A 16,632-nucleotide genomic window follows, 5' to 3' on the forward strand; every position below is an offset into this window, starting at 1 on the left:
GCGGGTCGCGTCACAGCAGCACAGCGGCGGTCGTGCCGGCGACGAGCGGCCCGGCATACGAGCGGCGCACCAGGTCGTCGGAGTCGGAATCGGTGTCGAGCAGGTGCTGCATGGCGGCGACGGTCTCGCGCGCCACCGCTTCCACCGGGACGCGCACCGTCGTGAGCCCCAGCAGGTCGGCGCCGGGCAGGATGCCGTCGCACCCGGTGACGCTGAAGTCTGCGGGAACCCTCATGCCGGCATCCCGCGCCGCGCGCAGCACGGCGAGCTGCCGGTAGTCCGACGGGCACATGACGGCGGTGACCCGGCCGGCGGATGCCAGGGCGAGCGCGGCGTCCACGCCCTCGGCGGGTCCCGCCCCCACCGCGATGGGGGTGACCTCGACCCCGGCGGACTCCAGGTGCTCGCGCATCGCGGTGACGCGCACATGCTCGGGGAAGGATGCCGCGGGGTCGGTGGCCAGCACCGCGACACGGCGGTGGCCGAGGCTGTGGACGTGCGCCGCGAGCAGCGCGCCGTGGGACTGCTCGTCGTAGGCGACGGAGTGCACGCGGTCGCCTGTGGCATCCCTGCCCGCGCGGATGATCGGCACCTGGTCGGCGAACGGTTCGAGCTGCGCGTTGGTCACGCCGCCCGTTGCGACGATGAGGCCGGCGACACGCATGCCCAGCAGACGCTGCAGCGCCGTGACCTGCTTCGTGCCGCCGCTGTCGGCGCCGATCGTCACGGTGACGAGGTCCAGCCCGCATCGGTTGGCTTCGTCCTGCAGGCACGAGAACAGCAGGCCGTATGCCGGGTTGCTCGCGTCGCGCAGCAGCAGACCGACCGTGCCGGTGCGTCCCGCTGCGAGTTCCGCAGCCATCGTGTTCGGCACGTAGCCGAGGCGTTCGCTGATGTCGAGGATGCGTGCGCGGGTCTGTTCCGCGAAGCGTCCCTCGCCCTTGAGCGCGCGGGTCGCCGTGGCACGGGACACCCCCGCCGCCGCGGCGACGTCGCTGATGGTCACCCGCAGTGGGGGACGATCAGGCGCATCGGTCATGCGCGTTCCCTCCCGCCACGCCGTGCCGATCGGGACGGGCGCCGCGGTCCGCCGGCGCGCGAGCCCCGACCGTACACGAAGTACATCACGAGACCCATGATGACCATGAGCAGCACGGTGTACACGAACGTGATCGGCATCGCGTCGAGGTTGTTCTCGCCGCGCGTGCTCTCTTGGATCGCCACACCCAGCGGCTTGTACAGCGGGTGGTAAAGGAAGATCGCCGCGTCGTAGTCGTCGAGCAGGCTGTTGAAGTTCAGCGCGGTGATCGCCGCTGCGGTGGGCAGCACGAGCGGGATGATGACCCGGCGGAACGCGGTGAGCGACTTGGCTCCCAGGATGCGCGAGGCATCTTCGAGCGAGTCGGGCACCGACGCGAACGCCGCCTTGAGCAGACGCAGTGTGAACGGGATCTTGATGATGATGTAGGCCATCAGCAGCAGCACCGGGGTGCCGGTGAGCACCGCGTTGCCGACCCAGGGGTTGGGCTTGTCGAACGTCATCACGAGTCCGAGCGCGATGAGCACCGTGGGGAGGATCCACGGGATGTGCAGCACGTACTCGATGAGCGAGGTCAGCGGGTTGCGGTAGCGCTGCAGCACGCGGGCGACGAACAGCAGCCCGCCCACGACGACGATCGCCGCGACGGCGCTGTAGACCACGCTGACGACGAACGGACGGATCGCGTCGGGCGTGGTGAACACGGTGATGTAGTTGTCGAGCGTGAAGCTGTCGAGCGTGATGCTGCCGGCGAGGATGCTGCGGGCATCCACGAAGGAGAACAGCACGATCAGCACGACGGGGATCAGGTAGATCAGCCAGACGAGGTACGCCAGCACGTGCACGACGGCGTTGGCGACCGGGTTCGGGATGGTCTGCTTCTGGATGGGGGTGGCGACCTTCGCGACCGAGAAGTAGACGCCGCTCTTCTCGGCCCGATTCATGATCGCCAGCAGGATGATCGTCGCGACGCCCAGCACGATGGCCAGCAGCGCCGCGATGTCGCGGGTGACCGGGCTGCGGGAGAGGTCGACGATGAGCGGTGCCACCGTCTGGAAGTCGGGCCCGCCGAGCACGAGCGGGGCGGTCAGCGCACCGAGCCCGATGAGGAAGGTGAGCACCGTCACGGCGAAGAGCATGGGGCGCATGACCGGCAGCACGATGCGCCGCAGGATCGTCCACGTCGACGCGCCCATGAGCTTGGCGGCCTCGATCGAGGCGAAGTCGATCTTCGCCAGCGACGACGACAGGAACAGCATGTGGTTCGTGGTCGTGGCGAACGTCATCACGAACACCACGGCGAAGTACCCGGAGAACCAGTTGCGGTCGAGGTCGGGCCAGATGTTCAGGGCGAGGTTCGTGACGAAGCCGTACTGGCCGTAGATGAAGTTGTAGCCGGCGGCCAGCACGATGCCGCCGTAGATGAGGGTGGTGGCGTAGCCGAGCCACAGCAGCCGCGATCCGCGGATGCGGAAGTACTGGGTGACCAGCACGATGAACACGCCGACGACGTTGACGGTGATCGACAGCGTGATCGCCAGCAGAAAGCTGTTGCCGAGGGTGCGCATCGCCCGCTCGCTGCCGAGGAGCTTGTCCACCGCGCGCAGGCTGAACTGCCCATCGGGGAAGAACGTGGCACCGAGCAGGGTCAGGTTGGGCAGCACCAGGAAGGCGGCGGCGAACCACAGCACCGCGACCCCGGTGATCCACACCATGGGCGAGCGCAGCATGGCACGGGCCTGCCCGGCCCGGCGTCGCCGGCTACGGGGCGACGGCAGGGCGGCCGCGGCGGCGGGCAGTTCGTCGGCCTCGGGCGGCGGGGGAGTGGTCAGCGCCATGTCAGCTCCCCGGGTACTGCAGCACCCAGCGCGGATCCATCCCCAGCGTCACCCGCGTCCCGGGTTCCCACCGCTTCGCGGCGGCGGTGCCGGGCACGCTCACGCGCAGCTTCGCGTCGTCCACCGCGACGGTGTAGACGCTGTGGCTGCCGTGGTAGGTGCGCCCTTCGACGGTGCCATCGACGCTCAGCGTGCCCCGGGCGGCTCCCGACACGGGGGCGTCCACCGTGACCGATACCTTCTCGGGGCGCACGTAGCTCTCCGCATCCTCAGCGAGGAGGGGAAGATCGAATGCCGCACCGCTCGTCGCCGCGCTCTCGCGCAGCCGGCGCAGCACGGTCGGGGTGAGGCGGTTGCTCTCCCCGATGAACCGGCAGACGAACGAGGTCGCACTGCGGTCGTAGATCTCCTCGGGGGTGCCGACCTGCTGCAGCTCACCGGCATCCAGCACGGCGATGCGGTCACTGAGGGTCAGCGCCTCCTCCTGATCGTGCGTGACGTAGACAGTAGTCACACCGACCTCGTGCTGCAGTTGCTTGAGCTGCTCGCGCAGCTGCACCCGCAGCTTCGCGTCGAGGTTCGACAGCGGTTCGTCCAGCAGCAGGATCTTCGGGGTCAGCACCAGCGCGCGGGCGATCGCCACGCGCTGCTGCTGACCACCGGAGAGTTCCGCCACGTTCTTGTCCAGCTGTGCGGATGCGAGGCCGGTGCGCTCGGCCACCTCGTCGACCAGCCTGCGCTGCTCGGCCTTCGGGGTCTTGCGCACCGCCAGCCCGAAGGCGATGTTCTCCCGCACATTCATGCTCGGGAACAGGGCGTAGTTCTGGAAGACCATCCCCACGCCGCGCTTCTCGCTCGCGACGTTCGTGACGTCGCGGTCGCCGATGAAGATGCGTCCGCGCGACGGCTGGATGAAGCCGGCGAGCGATCGCAGCGCTGTCGTCTTGCCGCATCCCGACGGGCCGAGCAGGGTGAAGAATTCGCCCTCGCGGATCTCGAGGTCGAGACCTCGCACCGCGTGGTGCTCGCCGAAGGTGACGTCGACGTCGTCGAAGCGGATCACTGTCTGTTCCCGTCGCCTTCTCAGCCGATGTACTCGAGTGTGACCTTCTCGACCCAGTCGCCAAGGTGCTCACTGACGAAACCGAAATCGATCTCCTGGCGGGGCAGTTCGTCGAGCAGTGCGACGACCTCGGGGTCGGCCTCGGCGACGGCGCCCTCGTTGACGGGCATCGCGTTGAACTCGGCGGCGAAGGCACCCTGCACCTCGGCGCTGCCGAGCCAGTCGATGAACTCCTGTGCGCGCTGCTCGTTCGCGGAGCCGTTGATCACCGATACCTGCTCGGTGACGTAGGGCACGCCGTACTCGGGCACGATCATGCCGGTCGTGGTGCCGTACTCCTCGTCACGTGCGGCGATACCGCTGGAGGGCAGCACGCCGTAGTCCACCTCGCCACGGCTGATGCGGGCGTAGAGATCGGTGCCTTCCACCACGGGCGATCCGTTGGCGTAGTAAGCCTCCACGAGCTCCCAGCCATCGTCGCTGACGCCCAGGTCGCCGTCCTCATCGAGGTGGCGCGTGAGCATGCTCGCGAGCACCAGCTGCGGGGTGGCCTGACCGAGTGCGGGGTTGACCTCGTAGCGACCGGCGTAGGCGGAATCGGTGGCGAGGTCATCGGTGTCGCTGGGCGCGTCGGTGACGGTGTTCTCGTCGTAGACCGTCACGATCGCCTGCTGCACGAGCGGCCAGTAGACGCCGTCTGCCGGGTCTCCGGCGTCGGCGGGCACCTCGTCGCTCCAGCTCGGCTCGTATGCGGCGATGGCATCCTCTGCCTTGAGCTGCTCGAAGAACATGTTGTTCAACCCGAACACCACGTCGCCGACGGGGTTGTTCTTCTCCGCGATGATGCGGTTGGTCAGGTCGGCGCCGCCGAGGCCCACGATCTCGATGTCGAAGCCGGCCTCTTCGGCCTGGGCCTGCAACCACTCGCCGCGGCCGTCGGAGTTGGAGTTGGTGTAGACGATGAGGGTCGCATCCGACGCCCCGGCACCGGCATCGCCGGTGTCGGCATCGGTGTCGCCGCCGGCGCAGCCGCTGAGGGCGAGCACGGCTACCGCCGTTGCGCCCGCGATCGCCAATTTCTTCTTACCTGCTCCGAACATGCTGTGCCTCTCGCTCGTCGTTGAGGTGGATCCCACCATGGGGACACTACTCCACCTTTTGTGTTGATCGCACAACCAAATCGTTCTTTCGTGAGTGCGGTCGCGCGTTCGCAGCCACGCTAGAGCGGCGGCATGAACGAGAAGCGTGAGCCAGATGAACGATTCGCCACGTGCGAATAAGGCGACCCGCCCCGCAGTGTCAAGCCCTGCCGACCGGGTGCGGCCGTCGACGAAGGTGGAAGCCGATCGAAGGAGCGTGACATGACCGACGAACGACACCGCCCGCACGGAGCCGCGCAGGTCCCCGACGAGCAGCCGATGCCCGCGGCCCCCGACCCTGCGCAAGACCCGAACCTCCCTGCGGGTTCCGCGTCGCGCTGGCTCGTTCCGGCCGGCATCCTGGGGGCTGTCGCGATCGTGCTGTACGTGATCGCGTTCACGACCGACCAGATCGTCCTGCCGCTGGTGGGGATCGTGTGGGCGGTGGCGCTGTGGGCAGTGATGTTCGTCAGCGGTCGCCGCGAGTCCGACTCCGCCGGACGGGGGCGGCGGCTCACCCTGCTCCTGGCCGTGATGGCGGTGGGCATCGTGCTGGCCTTCGTCGGCATTTACCTGGTCGCCACGCTCGGCACGGCCTGAGGGTCGCCCGCAGTGACCACGAACCTGCTGCTGATCTCCGATACGCACATCCCCGGCCGCGCCCGGCGCCTGCCCGATGCCGTGCTGCGCGCCGCGGATGCCGCGGATCTGGTGATCCACGCGGGCGACTGGGTCTCGGCTGCCGTGCTCGATGAGTTGTCCGAGCATGCCGAGGTGCTCGGCGTCTACGGGAACAACGACGGGCCCGACCTGCGGGCGCGTCTGCCCGAGGTCGCGCGCCGCGAGATCGAGGGCGTGCGATTCGCCGTCGTGCACGACACCGGTGACGCGCGCGGACGCGAGGTGCGGATGCCGCAGGCGTACCCCGACGTCGATGTGCTCGTGTTCGGGCACAGTCACATCCCGTGGGACACCACGGCTCCCGGAGGGCTGCGGCTACTCAATCCCGGCTCGCCCACCGACCGACGCCGGCAGCCGCGGCACACGATGATGACGGTGCTCGTGGATGCCGGCGAGTTGCGGGACGTGCGGTTGATCCCGCTCTGACATTCCAGCGCACGCCGGCGTTTGCCACGCTCCGCGGGGATGCGCAACCCCCGGGCATCGGGTGCGCGGGCGGACCACACTGGTCAACCGACAAGGAGGACACATGAAAGCGATGACCTACCGCGGGCCCTACAAAGTGCGCGTGGAAGACAAGCCCGACCCCACCATCCATCACCCCAACGACGCGATCGTGCGCGTCGAGCTGGCCGCCATCTGCGGCTCCGACCTGCACCTCTACCACGGGATGCTCCCCGACACCCGGGTCGGGCACACGTTCGGCCACGAGTTCATCGGCCGCGTCGAGCAGGTCGGATCGTCGGTGCAGAACCTGAAGGTCGGCGACCGCGTGATGGTGCCCTTCAACATCTTCTGCGGCAGCTGCTTCTTCTGTGCGCGAGGGCTGTTCTCCAACTGCCACAACGTCAACGCCAACGCCACCGCCGTCGGCGGCATCTATGGCTACTCCCACACCGCCGGAGGCTACGACGGCGGTCAGGCCGAGCTCGTGCGCGTGCCGTTCGCCGATGTGGGTCCCGCCGTGATCCCCGACGGCGTCAACCCCGAGGACGCGCTGCTGCTGACCGATGCCTTCTCCACGGGGTACTTCGGCGCCCAGCTGGCCGACATCGTCGAGGGCGACACCGCCGTGGTCTTCGGGGCCGGTCCGATCGGGCTGGCTGCCGCCCGCTCTGCGTGGCTCATGGGCGCCGGGCGCGTCATCGTCGTCGACTACCTCGACTACCGGCTGCGCAAGGCGGAGGAGTTCGCCTTCGCGGAGACCATCAACTTCGGTCAGGTGAACGACATCGTGCGCGAGGTCAAGAAGCGCACCGGCGGCCTGGGCGCGGACGTCGTGATCGAGGCCGTGGGCGCCGAAGCCGACGGGCACGTCCTGCAGCACGTGACCTCGGCGAAGCTCAAGCTCCAGGGCGGGTCGCCGGTCGCGCTGAACTGGGCGATCGACTCGGTGCGCAAAGCCGGCACCATCTCGGTGGTGGGCGCCTACGGGCCGCTGTTCAGTGCCGTGAAGTTCGGCGATGCCATGAACAAGGGCGTCACGATGCGCATGAACCAGGCGCCGGTCAAGCGCCAGTGGCCGCGGCTGCTGGAGCACATCGCCGCCGGCCACATCGCGCCGAGCGAGATGGTCACCCATCGCATCCCGTTGGAGCACATCGCCGAGGGTTACCACATCTTCTCGTCGAAGCTCGACGACATCATCAAGCCCGTCATCACGGTGGCCTGAGCGCCGCTCGTAAGGAGACCGACATGCCGTACACCGCAGACAAGCCCGGTTCCACCCCCGACACCGACGCTCTGCGCGCCCGCATCCCGGGATGGGGAGCCGACCTCGACCCCGCCGATCGTCCCGCGTTCCCCCGCGAGCAGCCCGACATCGTCACCGGCGCGCATTGGGAGCTGCCCGAGCAGCAGCCAGGTGGCGAGGGACGCGAGCGCTCGATCGAGCATGAGCGGCTCACCCCCGTCTTCGGCACCGCTCAGCCGCTGCACGGCGTGTCCGGCGCCGTGCGCCGCTTCGCCTACGACCGCTTCAGCGAGGGGCAGACCGCGCACTGGCTGCTGTTGGTGCTCGGAGATCGGGTGGATGCCGTCGGGTCGCACGCGGCGTCACTGTTCAGCCGGCGACCCGACGATCCCCTCACCCAGTCGGGCGTGACGGGTGAAGTCGCCCACCACCCCCTTGCATCGCGCGTCGGGCGGGGCCGCATCGACCTCAAGCACGCCTGGCTCGATCCGATCCTCGTGGTGGGTCCGTGGGTGCTGGCATCCGTGGTCGTGGTCAAGCTGGCGCGGGCCGCGTTCCTGCCTGCCGCGAAGCGCCGCACGCACGGGTAGTCACGCCCCACCCGCAACGACCGGGCGCAGGACAGCACGATCACCGCCGCTTCGATCCGCGGCCGGCCGTGCTGCCTGCGCCCGGTACCGCCCTCACCCTCCCGAGGGGTTGTCCACCGGCTTGCCCTGCTCGTCGGTGGTGTCGGGGGTCGTGGGCTCATCGGGGGATCCGCCCGAGGCGGTGTCGGCCTCGAGATCGCCGTCTGGGGTGCCCTGGGTGTTGTGCGCGTCGGTCATGATGGCCTCCGGTCGTGGGTCGATGAGGTGCCAGTGAAGCACCCTCGCCCCGGCCGCGCCCGGGCATTGCGCGTGGGCGAGGGATGTGTCAGTGGGCTCGCGCGTCGGGTCGCTCCAGGCGAACCCGGGCGACGACGATGCCGGCGACCACCGCACCGAGGGCCCCGACGGCCATGTCGCCGATGGTGTCCTGGTAGGTCACGAAGATCTCATCGGTGATGAAGGCGTAGCCGACCCACTCGATCATCTCCCACACCGCGCTCGCGGCGAGGCCCAGTGCGGGCACCACGACGAGCGGCGTGCGGGCGAGCGAGCCGGGCGCCTGCGGGTCGGCGACGATGGCGAAGCGCACCAGCACGAGATAGGCCATCGCCGCGAGCACGGCGGTGCACGAGAAATGCAGGATCAGATCCCAGTTGTCGACGGTGCGGTACAGGTCGATGACGTTGCTCCAGGCCGCCACCAGCACCGTCACCGAGTACACGATGTCGAACGCCGCTCGGGCGCCGATGAAGCGGGGAACCATGAGGGCGGGCAACGCCAGTGCGAGGATGCCGGCGTCGGTCGCCGTGCTCCAGATCGCCGCACCGATGACGCTCAGCACGCCGATCGTGCGCAGCAGGTCGGCGATGATCTCGAGGGCCCCCGACGGCGGCCGCAGGAAGTTCTTCTTCACGGCAGACTCTCCATTCGCGGCACCCGCAGCACGGTCTGCACCGCGAGGTGGTCCGATGGCCAGCCGCCGAGCATCCGCTGCGCGTTGATCCCCGCACTGCGCACGTCCACGTCGGGGGTCACCACGATCCAGTCGATGCGGTCACGTTCGCGTCGCGGCTCACGGTACCCACCGTACGTGCCCCACTCCGCCGTGACGCGCTCACCGGCGGCGCGCCAGGCGTCGACCAGCACTCCGTCGCGCAGCAGGCCGGCGACGGCGGGGGAGTCGGGGCCGGCGTTGAGGTCACCCATGACGACCGCCGGCAGTCGCAGATCGACGACCTGCCGGCGTATCTCTTCCGCGCCGCGCACGCGGGCGCGGCCGGAGAAGACGTCGAGGTGTGTGTTGAACGCAGCGAACGTCGCATCTGTCGCCCGGTCGCGCAGCACCGCTCGCACGAGCACCCGTGGGATCAGATTGCCCCAGGATGCCGAGCCCGGCCGGTCGGGCTCATCCGAGAGCGCCGTCTGGGTCCAGTCGACCAGCTCGAGTCGTGCGGCGTCGAAGAACATCGGGCACGCCTCGCCCCGCGGTCCCCGCTGACGGCCGTGACCGATGCGGCGGTACTCCGCGCCGAGCGCGGTGCCGATCGTGTCGGCCTGGTCGGGGAGGGCCTCTTGCACGCCCAGCAGCGCGGGGTGTTCGCCGCGCAGCAGGGTTCGCACACGCGCGCGGCGGATGCGCCAGCTGTCGGCGGGACGGCCGAGCAGCCGCGGCATCCGTCGGCGCACGTTGAGCGTCATCACGTGCAGGTCGGGCGCCGCGACGGCACCGAACAGTGGCGCCGTCATCGGAGGCCGGCCTCAGCGCGGACCGCGCGGGCAGCGCGCCAGCGCTGCCGCAGGCGCAGATAGAGGATCTTCTGCCACCGCACCGGCGGAAAATCCGCCGGCCAGTGCGCGACCACGGTGCGCGAGCCGCGCCGCATCCGGCGAGCGAACCCGGCGTCGGGGCCGAACGGTCGCATCGAGACCCCCACGCGGGCGTCGCGCAGGTAGCGGAGGCGGTGGCGCTCACCCAGGTGGAAGGCCAGGTCGAAGTCGTCGTGCATCTCGGGGTCGTCGCGGTGCACGCGATCGCGCACCGCCCGCCAGGCGCCGGCGCGCATGGCCAGGTTCGACCCGAAAAGCGGCAGATGCCCGAGCGCGGGCACCGCGACGGCGAGGTAGGCGCCGAGATAGATCAGCGCCAGCGGGGTGCGCAGCGCCCGCGGGCCGTCGATGAACCGTGCACCGGCGGTGTACGCCGCGACGTCGGGGCGCGCGATGAGGGCACCGGCCATCGCCTCGACCCAGTGGTGGCCAGGGCGGGAGTCGGCATCCAGCCGCAGGATGAGGTCGCCGGAGGTGGCGTCGTAGCCGGCGGTGGCGGCGGCGGGAATGCCGGGGGCGTCGCACCGCACCACCTGCGCGCCCGCCGCGCGCGCGACGTCGGCGGAGTCGTCGACGGAGGCGTTGTCGACCACGACGATCTCGTCGGGCAGGCGGGTCTGCATCGCCAGTGCGTGGAGGCACTGCCGCAGGTGTCGGGCGTCGTCCTTCACCGGGATCACCACCGACACGGTCGGTGTCGTCGGGGTGGGGGCGGCGGTCACGGCATCTCCTCGGTGCGGGTGGCATCCACGCTACCGACCTGGCACGTCACCCCCGGCGACTTGACGCGGCGGGGGCACTCGGATACCGCCGTCTGTCATCCGCGCCGGGCCGGCGGATGCCGTGGGGTCTGCGCCCCGCGACGACGAACCGGCCGCGCCGGACCCGGGTGGGTCGGCGCGGGCGGGGGGGGGTGAGGTGTGGCACCGGGGGGCAGGACGACGAGCGGGCGCTCTCCGATCCGCTCTCGGGAGCGGTGCGGTCGCGGTCGCCGCGGGTGTTGCTGTCGGACTCGGTGCTGTCGGACTCGCTGTCGCCGTCGGACTTGCTGCTGTCGGAGTTGCGGTCGCTGTCCTCAGGTGCGGTGGTGTCGTCCTGCGTCTGGTCGTCCTGCAGATCGTCGCCGGGGCGCTGGCTGTCGCCGAACCCGCGGTCGTGCATGCCGCCGCCCGGGCCGGGACGGGTGAACTCGCCGTCCTGGTCGGTCTCGTCCTGCTGCCAGCGGCCGGGTCCGCCGTCCTGCCCGATCTCGGCGTCGGCGGTGTTGCCGGCCAGGGCGGGCTCGACGGCGTCTGACACGGCCCAGCCGGCGCCGAAGCCCACCCCGAGCAGCACGACACCGGCGACAGCGGCGCCGGTGGCCCTGACCCAGGTGCGCTGCATGAACGGCTTCTTCTCCGCGTCGGTCGTCGGCTGCGTCGGGTGGACGGGCTCGGCGGGCGCGGCGGGCGCTGCGGCCTCGGCCGTCGGCGCATGGGCGGGCTCTGCCGGTGCCGCGGGCTCGGGCGAGTCGAGGGGTGTCGTCGCGGCCGTCGGGGTGGCCGTCGGCAGCGGCGGCGGGGTGGGGATGGTCTCTTTCTCGGTGTCGGGGGTGGTGTTCTCAGGCATGCTGACACTGTCGCGCGCGCGTTCCAAGATGACTCCAAGAGTCGCGCCGATGCGGCAACTCCATAGGTTCCTGATCGAACGATGTCAGGCTGGCCGCGCGGAGCGTCGTGCCTTGGGGAGCCGCAGCACGAACACCGTGCCCTGCGGCGACGTGCTCTCCACCGCCACGTCGCCGCCGAAGCGCACGGCGATGTCGCGCACGAGCGAGAGGCCGAGGCCGAAGCCGTGCGGGCGCCCCTCGGCGGGAGCCGCCGCCCGGGTGAAGCGCTCGAAGAGCCGCTCGGGATCGATCCCGGTGATGCCGGGGCCCTGGTCTGCCACCCGGATGCGCACCCGGCGGCCCGCCGTGTCGGCGTGGATGACCACGGTGCCGCCCGGCGGTGAATGGCGCACCGCGTTGTCGAGCAGCGCGATGAGCGCCCGACCCAGCGCAGCCCGCGTCGCCGCCGCGGCCGCATCGGGCGGCACCTCGACGATCAGGCGGATGCCGCGTTCGGCGGCCCGCGGTTCGGTCACCGCCACGGCGTCGGCCGCCGCGTCGGCGACCGACGTCACAGCGGTGCGGTCGCTGCGCCCTCCTGCGGCGGTCTCGGCGGCGACGAGCAGGTCGGTCAGCGCGGCATCCATCGCGTCGGCGTCGCGTCGGAGGCCGGCCAGGGCCTCGACGACGTCGCCGCCGTGGGTGGCGCGGTGCTGGGCCAGCTGGATGCGGCTGCTCAGGGTCGTCAGTGGGGTGCGCAGTTCGTGCCCGGCATCGGCGACGAAGGCACGCTGCACCCGCAGCGCGTCGGCGAGGGGCGCGGCCGCGCGGCGGGCGGCGTACCAGGCGAGCACGGCGAGGGCGACCGCACCCAGCAGACCCAGTGCGACCGTCAGCGGTACGACCAGGTCGAGGTCGATCACCCGCGACCGCCGCCCGCCGTGCGGGCCGCCGCGGTCGGGCCGCGAGGCGCCGATCATCACCGCCACGGTGGCGGTGGTCACGCCGGCCACGAGCGCCGCGGCGGCCATGCCCACCCACAGCCCCGCCCGCAGTGCGGCGCGGTTCACGCGCCGCCGGTCGGCGGCGACGGCGGTGTCGGCGCGGCCGGTCATCGCGGCATCCCCGCCCGGTACCCGCGCGCGCGGACGGTCTCGATGATCTCCGGAGTGGACTTGCGCCGAACGTAGTGCACGTACGAGTCGACGGTCGCAGCGGACCCTCCCGGGAACACGGCGGCGACGATCTCGTCGCGCGAGAAGACATGCTCGGGGCTCGAGGTGAGCAGCTCGAGCAGGTCGGTCTCCGCCGCCGTCAGCGCGATGCGCTCGTCGCGCGGCGAGTAGAGCGCTTGGGACGCGGGAGTGAAGACCCAGTCGCCCAGCTCTCGCCGGTCTCCGGCCCCCCGCCCGCGCCGCAGGGCGCGCAGCCGCGCACTCAGCTCGGCGAAATCGAAGGGCTTGACGAGGTAGTCATCGGCGCCGGCATCCAACCCGCTGACGCGGTCGCTCACGGTGCCGAGCGCCGTGAGCAGCAGCACGGGGGTCGCGATGCGCGCGGTGCGCACGGCCTCGAGCAGCTCGACCCCCGACAGCCCGGGCAGACGCCGGTCGATCACCATGACGTCGTAGCGGTTGCGCAGGGCCAGGGCGAGGCCGTCTTCTCCGGTGGCGGCATGGTCGATGTCGTACTCGTCGGAGAGCACCTCGACGACCATCGCCGCCGTCTCGCTCTCGTCCTCGACGTACAGCAGCCGCGGGTGCGGGCCGCGGGCTCCAGGGCTCGCGTGGGCGGTACGGTCCGGCATGCGGCCAGGCTAGGAGACCACGCCGGAGGTGGAAAGCCCCGAATGCTCGAGCGGGGAGCGCGGGGTTCGGGCCCCGTTACGCGCCCCGAACCGGGTGGATGCGGGGTTCGGGCCCCGTTACGCGCCCCGAACCGGGGCACCGCGGGGTTCGGGCCCCGTTACGCGCCCCGAACCGGGGCACCGCGGGGTTCGGGCCCCGTTACGCGCCCCGAACCGGGGCACCGCGGGGTTCGGGCCCCGTTACGCGCCCCGAACCGTCAGCGCTCGCCATCGCGGGCCGACCGCACCATCCACCCGACGCGGGTGAGCGCGGCGGCGAGTCGGTCGGCGTGCTCTTGGGCGTGCTCCGCGGAGACGTCCGAGCACACGTCTATTGCCAGCGGCGGCGGATCGGCGAACTTCGGGATCTGCACCTCGGCCCACGCGCCCGGAGCCAGCGGCACGCGGGGGTCCGCGGTGCCGGCGTACTCTATCTCGGCGTCGGCGACGTAGGCGATCACATCCAGCGCGTCGAGTTTCGTCACCGGCATGTTCACCACGAGGGTGGCGGCGAACGGACCGCCGGCGGTGTCGCGGGGCGGGATGGTCACCGTTACATCCTCCTCAGCCGCCGCCGGATGCGCCAGAGCCCTGATGGCTTGCCGGCCGCTCACTCTGGCTGTCAATGCCGCCTGGAGCGCCGGCAACCTCTTCGCCGGTCGCCTGCTGCTGGAGCGCACCGAGGGCACCGCGGGGGAGCGCGTCGTGTCTGCGCTCGCCGCTAGCGCCATGGCGCTGCTGCTCGCGACCCACTTCGGCAACGTCCGCGGCGGCCGCCGCCGCGTGCGCCGATAGTCGGCGCGCGGCGACTGGCTCCTCGGGGCGTCAGCGGTACCTGACTACCGCTTCGCGGATCGCTTCTGCGTGCTGGTAGATCTCGTCGAGCGATGCGAGCGGGTAACGGGTCTCCGTCTTATTCTCATCGAGGAGGCCCAAGTACTTCTGCCGCGAGTTGAAGTGAAGTCGGGCGATGGGCTTCCGGTTGTTGTCGTCCAGAAGGACGGCGAAATAGCTCTTCGCGTCACGCTGGGTTACGCGCTGAGGCTTGATCTCTCCGCAAGCGATCGCCTTGACGATCTGGTAGCCCTCGAGTTCCTCGAGCGTCGTCTCGATCTCCGTGTCCCGGTTGAGGTCGTCTTCTGCAACAGGCTCCGACGTCACGTCTGGTGTCTCCGTCGGCGCCACCGTGACACCCGCCCCGAGTGCGGTCTTCAGTCGGTCGTTGACGCTCTCGGTCAGGAACTGCCGCGAAGCCTTCGTGACGAGCGACGTGAACTGCTCGCGAACGTTCTTCGTGAACGCGCCGTCGTAAACGCGTGTGGTGAAGAACTTGATCCATTCGTCACTCGGCTCTCGGAACTGCCCAGCGATCTCGCGCTTGATCACGCCGACGTACTTGAGCTCCTCAGCGGCGCTGATGATCGAGTCCAGGTCGAAGCTGTCCTTGCTCATCTTCTGGACCTCGGGGATCAAGGTCTCATCGATGTCGAGGAGGTCGAGCACGAGAAACGGCTTCGCATCCATACGGTTAGGTGCATCGAGATCGGTATAGAACTGCCAGATGACGCCGTTAGTCAGTGCCGCAATTCGAGCGTTCGTCGTCGAGAAGTACCGGAAAAGCTGGGATGCGTGCTCGATCTTCGGAACGCCGGTCGACGCTTTGCACTCGATCAGGATCTGTACTTCGCCATCCCGCATGATGGCGTAGTCAACCTTCTCGCCCTTCTTGATCCCGACGTCGGCGGTGAATTCGGGCACGACCTCGAGTGGGTCGAAGACGTCGTAGCCCAGGATCGTCGATATGAACGGCATGATGAAGGCGTTCTTCGTCGCCTCTTCTGTACCGATCGCGGCAGCTTGGTTGCGAACTTTTGTTGCGAGCGCGTTGAGGCGATCCTCAAAATCCATTGTTTCCCCCAGGAAATCAGTTGGCTTTGAAGAAGCCTAGTATCGCGGAGTGTGCCGGCCGCACCGTCCGCCGCGGCCCCCGCGTGCGCCGATAGAAGGCGCCCGCCGCCCGCGCCGATGATCGACGCGGGCGGCGGGCCCAAGGCTTGCAGCTCAGCTCACGGCGTCTTCGCGCTTGGGCAGCACCCAGCCGGGACGCACGAAGTGGCAGGTGTAGCCGTGGGGGATGCGCTGCAGGTAGTCCTGGTGCTCGGGCTCGGCCTCCCAGAAGGGGCCCGCGGGCTCGATGGTCGTGACGACCTTGGCCGGCCAGATGCCCGAGGCATCCACGTCGGCGATGGTGTCGCGCGCGATCTGCTCCTGCTCGGGGCTGAGGGGGAAGATCGCCGAGCGGTAGCTCGTGCCCACATCGTTGCCCTGCCGGTTGAGGGTCGAGGGGTCGTGGATCTGGAAGAAGAACGCCAGGATGTCGCGGTACGTCGTCTGGGTGGGGTCGAAGACGATCTCGACCGCCTCGGCGTGGCCCGGGTGGTGGCGGTAGGTGGCGTGGTCGTTCGTGCCGCCGGTGTAGCCCACGCGCGTGTCCAGCACGCCGGGCTGACGGCGGATCAGGTCTTCGACGCCCCAGAAACAGCCGCCGGCGAGCACGGCGGTCTCGGTGCCGGGGGTGCGGGTGATGGCTCCGGTGTCGGTCATGATGCGTGCTCCTCGTGCTGTGGTCTCAGCGGTCCGGTGGGACCGTTGCAGTATTTCAGCCCTGGCGGCTGCCGGGGCGTTGCCGGTCATAGAGAGCAACGGATGCCGGCGCTGTTTTGGTCCCGCGAACCTGGGAGCGGGCTTCGAGTCTCCATACCCGCCGTTCCGCCACGGGCGATCGCTGGTCGTGATCGACGGCGTGCTCGTCGAAACGGATGCCGCGGCATCCGACTCGCCGCGCGTCCCCACCGGATCGGCCCGCCGACCGTATCCATTCCCGGCCCGACGGGCACCGGGTGCGGGCACAATGGACGGATGCAACCCGCGTTGAGCGACATCGCCGAGTCCGAGTTCGTGCTTCTGACGACCTTCCGCAAGACCGGCATCGCCGTCGGCACCCCGGTGTGGGTGGCGCCCGACGGCGGCGAGTTGCTGGTGACGACCGGCGGCACCTCCGGCAAGGTCAAGCGACTGCGTCACACCGCGCGGGTCACCCTCACCCCGTGCGACGCGCGCGGCAAGGTCGCCGACGGCGCGCCCACCGTCGAGGCGACCGCGGTGGTGCGCGACGACGCCGAGTCGATGGCCCGCCTCGATCGCGCACTCAAGGCCAAGTACGGCATGAAGTACACGCTGCTGCGCGCCGGCCAGAAGCTGCGCCGCGGGGCTGCCACCGGCTCTGTCGCGCTCATCATCGGCTGACCGCCCCGCCGCCCCGCCGCGC

20 protein-coding genes are annotated in these 16,632 nt (G+C 70.2%); 6 read left to right on the top strand and 14 right to left on the bottom strand.

All coding sequences use genetic code 11. The features are described from left to right. Positions 1-10 precede the first annotated feature (10 nt). The 4 genes from H9651_RS01070 to H9651_RS01085 are packed head-to-tail and all read right to left on the bottom strand — an operon-like array spanning position 11 to position 5,040. A complete protein-coding gene (locus tag H9651_RS01070) occupies positions 11-1,039 on the bottom strand; it encodes a LacI family DNA-binding transcriptional regulator (protein ID WP_191717253.1) in 1,029 nt (342 codons plus the stop codon). Further along, positions 1,036-2,877 carry an ABC transporter permease gene (locus H9651_RS01075; RefSeq protein ID WP_318244708.1) on the bottom strand — a complete coding sequence of 614 codons (1,842 nt, stop codon included), beginning with the start codon at positions 2,875-2,877 and terminating at the stop codon, positions 1,036-1,038. Before H9651_RS01075 ends, H9651_RS01070 begins: the two co-directional genes overlap by 4 nt. Position 2,878: 1 nt before the next feature. Beyond that, the gene (locus H9651_RS01080; RefSeq protein ID WP_191717254.1) at positions 2,879-3,940 is read right to left on the bottom strand and encodes an ABC transporter ATP-binding protein; all 1,062 of its coding nucleotides are present in this window, start codon (positions 3,938-3,940) and stop codon (positions 2,879-2,881) included. Positions 3,941-3,960: 20 nt separating this feature from the next. Next, a complete protein-coding gene (locus H9651_RS01085) occupies positions 3,961-5,040 on the bottom strand; it encodes an extracellular solute-binding protein (RefSeq protein WP_191717255.1) in 1,080 nt (359 codons plus the stop codon). 261 nt (positions 5,041-5,301) lie between these two features. Here H9651_RS01085 and H9651_RS01090 point away from each other — a divergent pair, with 261 nt between their 5' ends. The 4 genes from H9651_RS01090 to H9651_RS01105 all read left to right on the top strand — a co-directional run bounded on the left by H9651_RS01090 (position 5,302) and on the right by H9651_RS01105 (position 8,043). Further along, positions 5,302-5,679, top strand: a complete 378-nt coding sequence (locus H9651_RS01090; protein ID WP_191717256.1) for a hypothetical protein — start codon at positions 5,302-5,304, stop codon at positions 5,677-5,679. 12 nt (positions 5,680-5,691) lie between these two features. Beyond that, positions 5,692-6,186, top strand: a complete 495-nt coding sequence (locus H9651_RS01095; protein ID WP_191717257.1) for a metallophosphoesterase family protein — start codon at positions 5,692-5,694, stop codon at positions 6,184-6,186. 103 nt (positions 6,187-6,289) lie between these two features. After that, positions 6,290-7,432, top strand: coding sequence for a zinc-dependent alcohol dehydrogenase (locus tag H9651_RS01100; protein ID WP_191717258.1), 1,143 nt, complete (start codon positions 6,290-6,292; stop codon positions 7,430-7,432). Positions 7,433-7,455: 23 nt separating this feature from the next. Further along, positions 7,456-8,043, top strand: coding sequence for a hypothetical protein (locus H9651_RS01105; protein ID WP_191717259.1), 588 nt, complete (start codon positions 7,456-7,458; stop codon positions 8,041-8,043). A gap of 93 nt (positions 8,044-8,136) precedes the next feature. Here the strand turns inward: H9651_RS01105 and H9651_RS01110 are convergent, their stop codons facing one another. The 8 genes from H9651_RS01110 to H9651_RS01145 all read right to left on the bottom strand — a co-directional run bounded on the left by H9651_RS01110 (position 8,137) and on the right by H9651_RS01145 (position 13,855). Next, entirely contained in the window at positions 8,137-8,280 is a 144-nt protein-coding gene (locus H9651_RS01110; protein WP_191717260.1) for a hypothetical protein, read from the bottom strand. A gap of 88 nt (positions 8,281-8,368) precedes the next feature. Further along, a complete protein-coding gene (locus H9651_RS01115; protein WP_191717261.1) occupies positions 8,369-8,956 on the bottom strand; it encodes a DUF2238 domain-containing protein in 588 nt (195 codons plus the stop codon). After that, positions 8,953-9,789: an endonuclease/exonuclease/phosphatase family protein gene (locus H9651_RS01120; RefSeq protein ID WP_191717262.1), complete on the bottom strand. Its 837-nt coding sequence runs from the start codon at positions 9,787-9,789 to the stop codon at positions 8,953-8,955. The genes H9651_RS01115 and H9651_RS01120 overlap by 4 nt, the downstream gene beginning before the upstream one ends. Next, positions 9,786-10,592 carry a glycosyltransferase family A protein gene (locus H9651_RS01125; protein WP_191717263.1) on the bottom strand — a complete coding sequence of 269 codons (807 nt, stop codon included), beginning with the start codon at positions 10,590-10,592 and terminating at the stop codon, positions 9,786-9,788. The genes H9651_RS01120 and H9651_RS01125 overlap by 4 nt, the downstream gene beginning before the upstream one ends. 46 nt (positions 10,593-10,638) lie before the next feature. Next, on the bottom strand, positions 10,639-11,478 hold the full coding sequence (locus tag H9651_RS01130; RefSeq protein ID WP_191717264.1) for a hypothetical protein: 840 nt from the start codon (positions 11,476-11,478) through the stop codon (positions 10,639-10,641). An 84-nt stretch (positions 11,479-11,562) separates the two neighbouring features. Next, positions 11,563-12,573 carry a sensor histidine kinase gene (locus H9651_RS01135; RefSeq protein ID WP_191717265.1) on the bottom strand — a complete coding sequence of 337 codons (1,011 nt, stop codon included), beginning with the start codon at positions 12,571-12,573 and terminating at the stop codon, positions 11,563-11,565. Then, complete coding sequence (locus H9651_RS01140; protein WP_191717266.1) at positions 12,570-13,265, bottom strand: response regulator transcription factor; 696 nt, start codon at positions 13,263-13,265, stop codon at positions 12,570-12,572. The genes H9651_RS01135 and H9651_RS01140 overlap by 4 nt, the downstream gene beginning before the upstream one ends. 257 nt (positions 13,266-13,522) lie before the next feature. Beyond that, positions 13,523-13,855: a hypothetical protein gene (locus H9651_RS01145; RefSeq protein WP_191717267.1), complete on the bottom strand. Its 333-nt coding sequence runs from the start codon at positions 13,853-13,855 to the stop codon at positions 13,523-13,525. A gap of 43 nt (positions 13,856-13,898) precedes the next feature. Here H9651_RS01145 and H9651_RS01150 point away from each other — a divergent pair, with 43 nt between their 5' ends. Beyond that, positions 13,899-14,099, top strand: coding sequence for a hypothetical protein (locus tag H9651_RS01150; protein ID WP_191717268.1), 201 nt, complete (start codon positions 13,899-13,901; stop codon positions 14,097-14,099). Between the two features lie 30 nt (positions 14,100-14,129). Here the strand turns inward: H9651_RS01150 and H9651_RS01155 are convergent, their stop codons facing one another. Beyond that, on the bottom strand, positions 14,130-15,212 hold the full coding sequence (locus tag H9651_RS01155; protein ID WP_191717269.1) for a type I restriction endonuclease: 1,083 nt from the start codon (positions 15,210-15,212) through the stop codon (positions 14,130-14,132). A 153-nt stretch (positions 15,213-15,365) separates the two neighbouring features. Continuing rightward, on the bottom strand, positions 15,366-15,908 hold the full coding sequence (gene msrA, locus H9651_RS01160) for a peptide-methionine (S)-S-oxide reductase MsrA (RefSeq protein ID WP_225216209.1): 543 nt from the start codon (positions 15,906-15,908) through the stop codon (positions 15,366-15,368). 315 nt (positions 15,909-16,223) lie between these two features. Between msrA and H9651_RS01165 the strand changes: the two genes are divergently transcribed. Continuing rightward, entirely contained in the window at positions 16,224-16,610 is a 387-nt protein-coding gene (locus H9651_RS01165) for a PPOX class F420-dependent oxidoreductase (RefSeq protein ID WP_191717270.1), read from the top strand. The last annotated feature ends 22 nt before the right edge of the window (positions 16,611-16,632 follow it).

Origin of the sequence: Microbacterium pullorum (assembly GCF_014836535.1) — a bacterium.
Classification (GTDB): domain Bacteria; phylum Actinomycetota; class Actinomycetes; order Actinomycetales; family Microbacteriaceae; genus Microbacterium; species Microbacterium pullorum.

Coding starts and splice junctions, on each gene's coding strand:
- H9651_RS01070 (WP_191717253.1), bottom strand. CDS start 1,039: ATGACCGATGCGCCTGATCGTCCCCCACTGCGGGTGACCATCAGCGAC.
- H9651_RS01075 (WP_318244708.1), bottom strand. CDS start 2,877: ATGGCGCTGACCACTCCCCCGCCGCCCGAGGCCGACGAACTGCCCGCC.
- H9651_RS01085 (WP_191717255.1), bottom strand. CDS start 5,040: ATGTTCGGAGCAGGTAAGAAGAAATTGGCGATCGCGGGCGCAACGGCG.
- H9651_RS01090 (WP_191717256.1), top strand. CDS start 5,302: ATGACCGACGAACGACACCGCCCGCACGGAGCCGCGCAGGTCCCCGAC.
- H9651_RS01100 (WP_191717258.1), top strand. CDS start 6,290: ATGAAAGCGATGACCTACCGCGGGCCCTACAAAGTGCGCGTGGAAGAC.
- H9651_RS01105 (WP_191717259.1), top strand. CDS start 7,456: ATGCCGTACACCGCAGACAAGCCCGGTTCCACCCCCGACACCGACGCT.
- H9651_RS01110 (WP_191717260.1), bottom strand. CDS start 8,280: ATGACCGACGCGCACAACACCCAGGGCACCCCAGACGGCGATCTCGAG.
- H9651_RS01120 (WP_191717262.1), bottom strand. CDS start 9,789: ATGACGGCGCCACTGTTCGGTGCCGTCGCGGCGCCCGACCTGCACGTG.
- H9651_RS01130 (WP_191717264.1), bottom strand. CDS start 11,478: ATGCCTGAGAACACCACCCCCGACACCGAGAAAGAGACCATCCCCACC.
- H9651_RS01135 (WP_191717265.1), bottom strand. CDS start 12,573: ATGACCGGCCGCGCCGACACCGCCGTCGCCGCCGACCGGCGGCGCGTG.
- H9651_RS01140 (WP_191717266.1), bottom strand. CDS start 13,265: ATGCCGGACCGTACCGCCCACGCGAGCCCTGGAGCCCGCGGCCCGCAC.
- H9651_RS01150 (WP_191717268.1), top strand. CDS start 13,899: ATGGCTTGCCGGCCGCTCACTCTGGCTGTCAATGCCGCCTGGAGCGCC.
- H9651_RS01155 (WP_191717269.1), bottom strand. CDS start 15,212: ATGGATTTTGAGGATCGCCTCAACGCGCTCGCAACAAAAGTTCGCAAC.
- msrA (WP_225216209.1), bottom strand. CDS start 15,908: ATGACCGACACCGGAGCCATCACCCGCACCCCCGGCACCGAGACCGCC.
- H9651_RS01165 (WP_191717270.1), top strand. CDS start 16,224: ATGCAACCCGCGTTGAGCGACATCGCCGAGTCCGAGTTCGTGCTTCTG.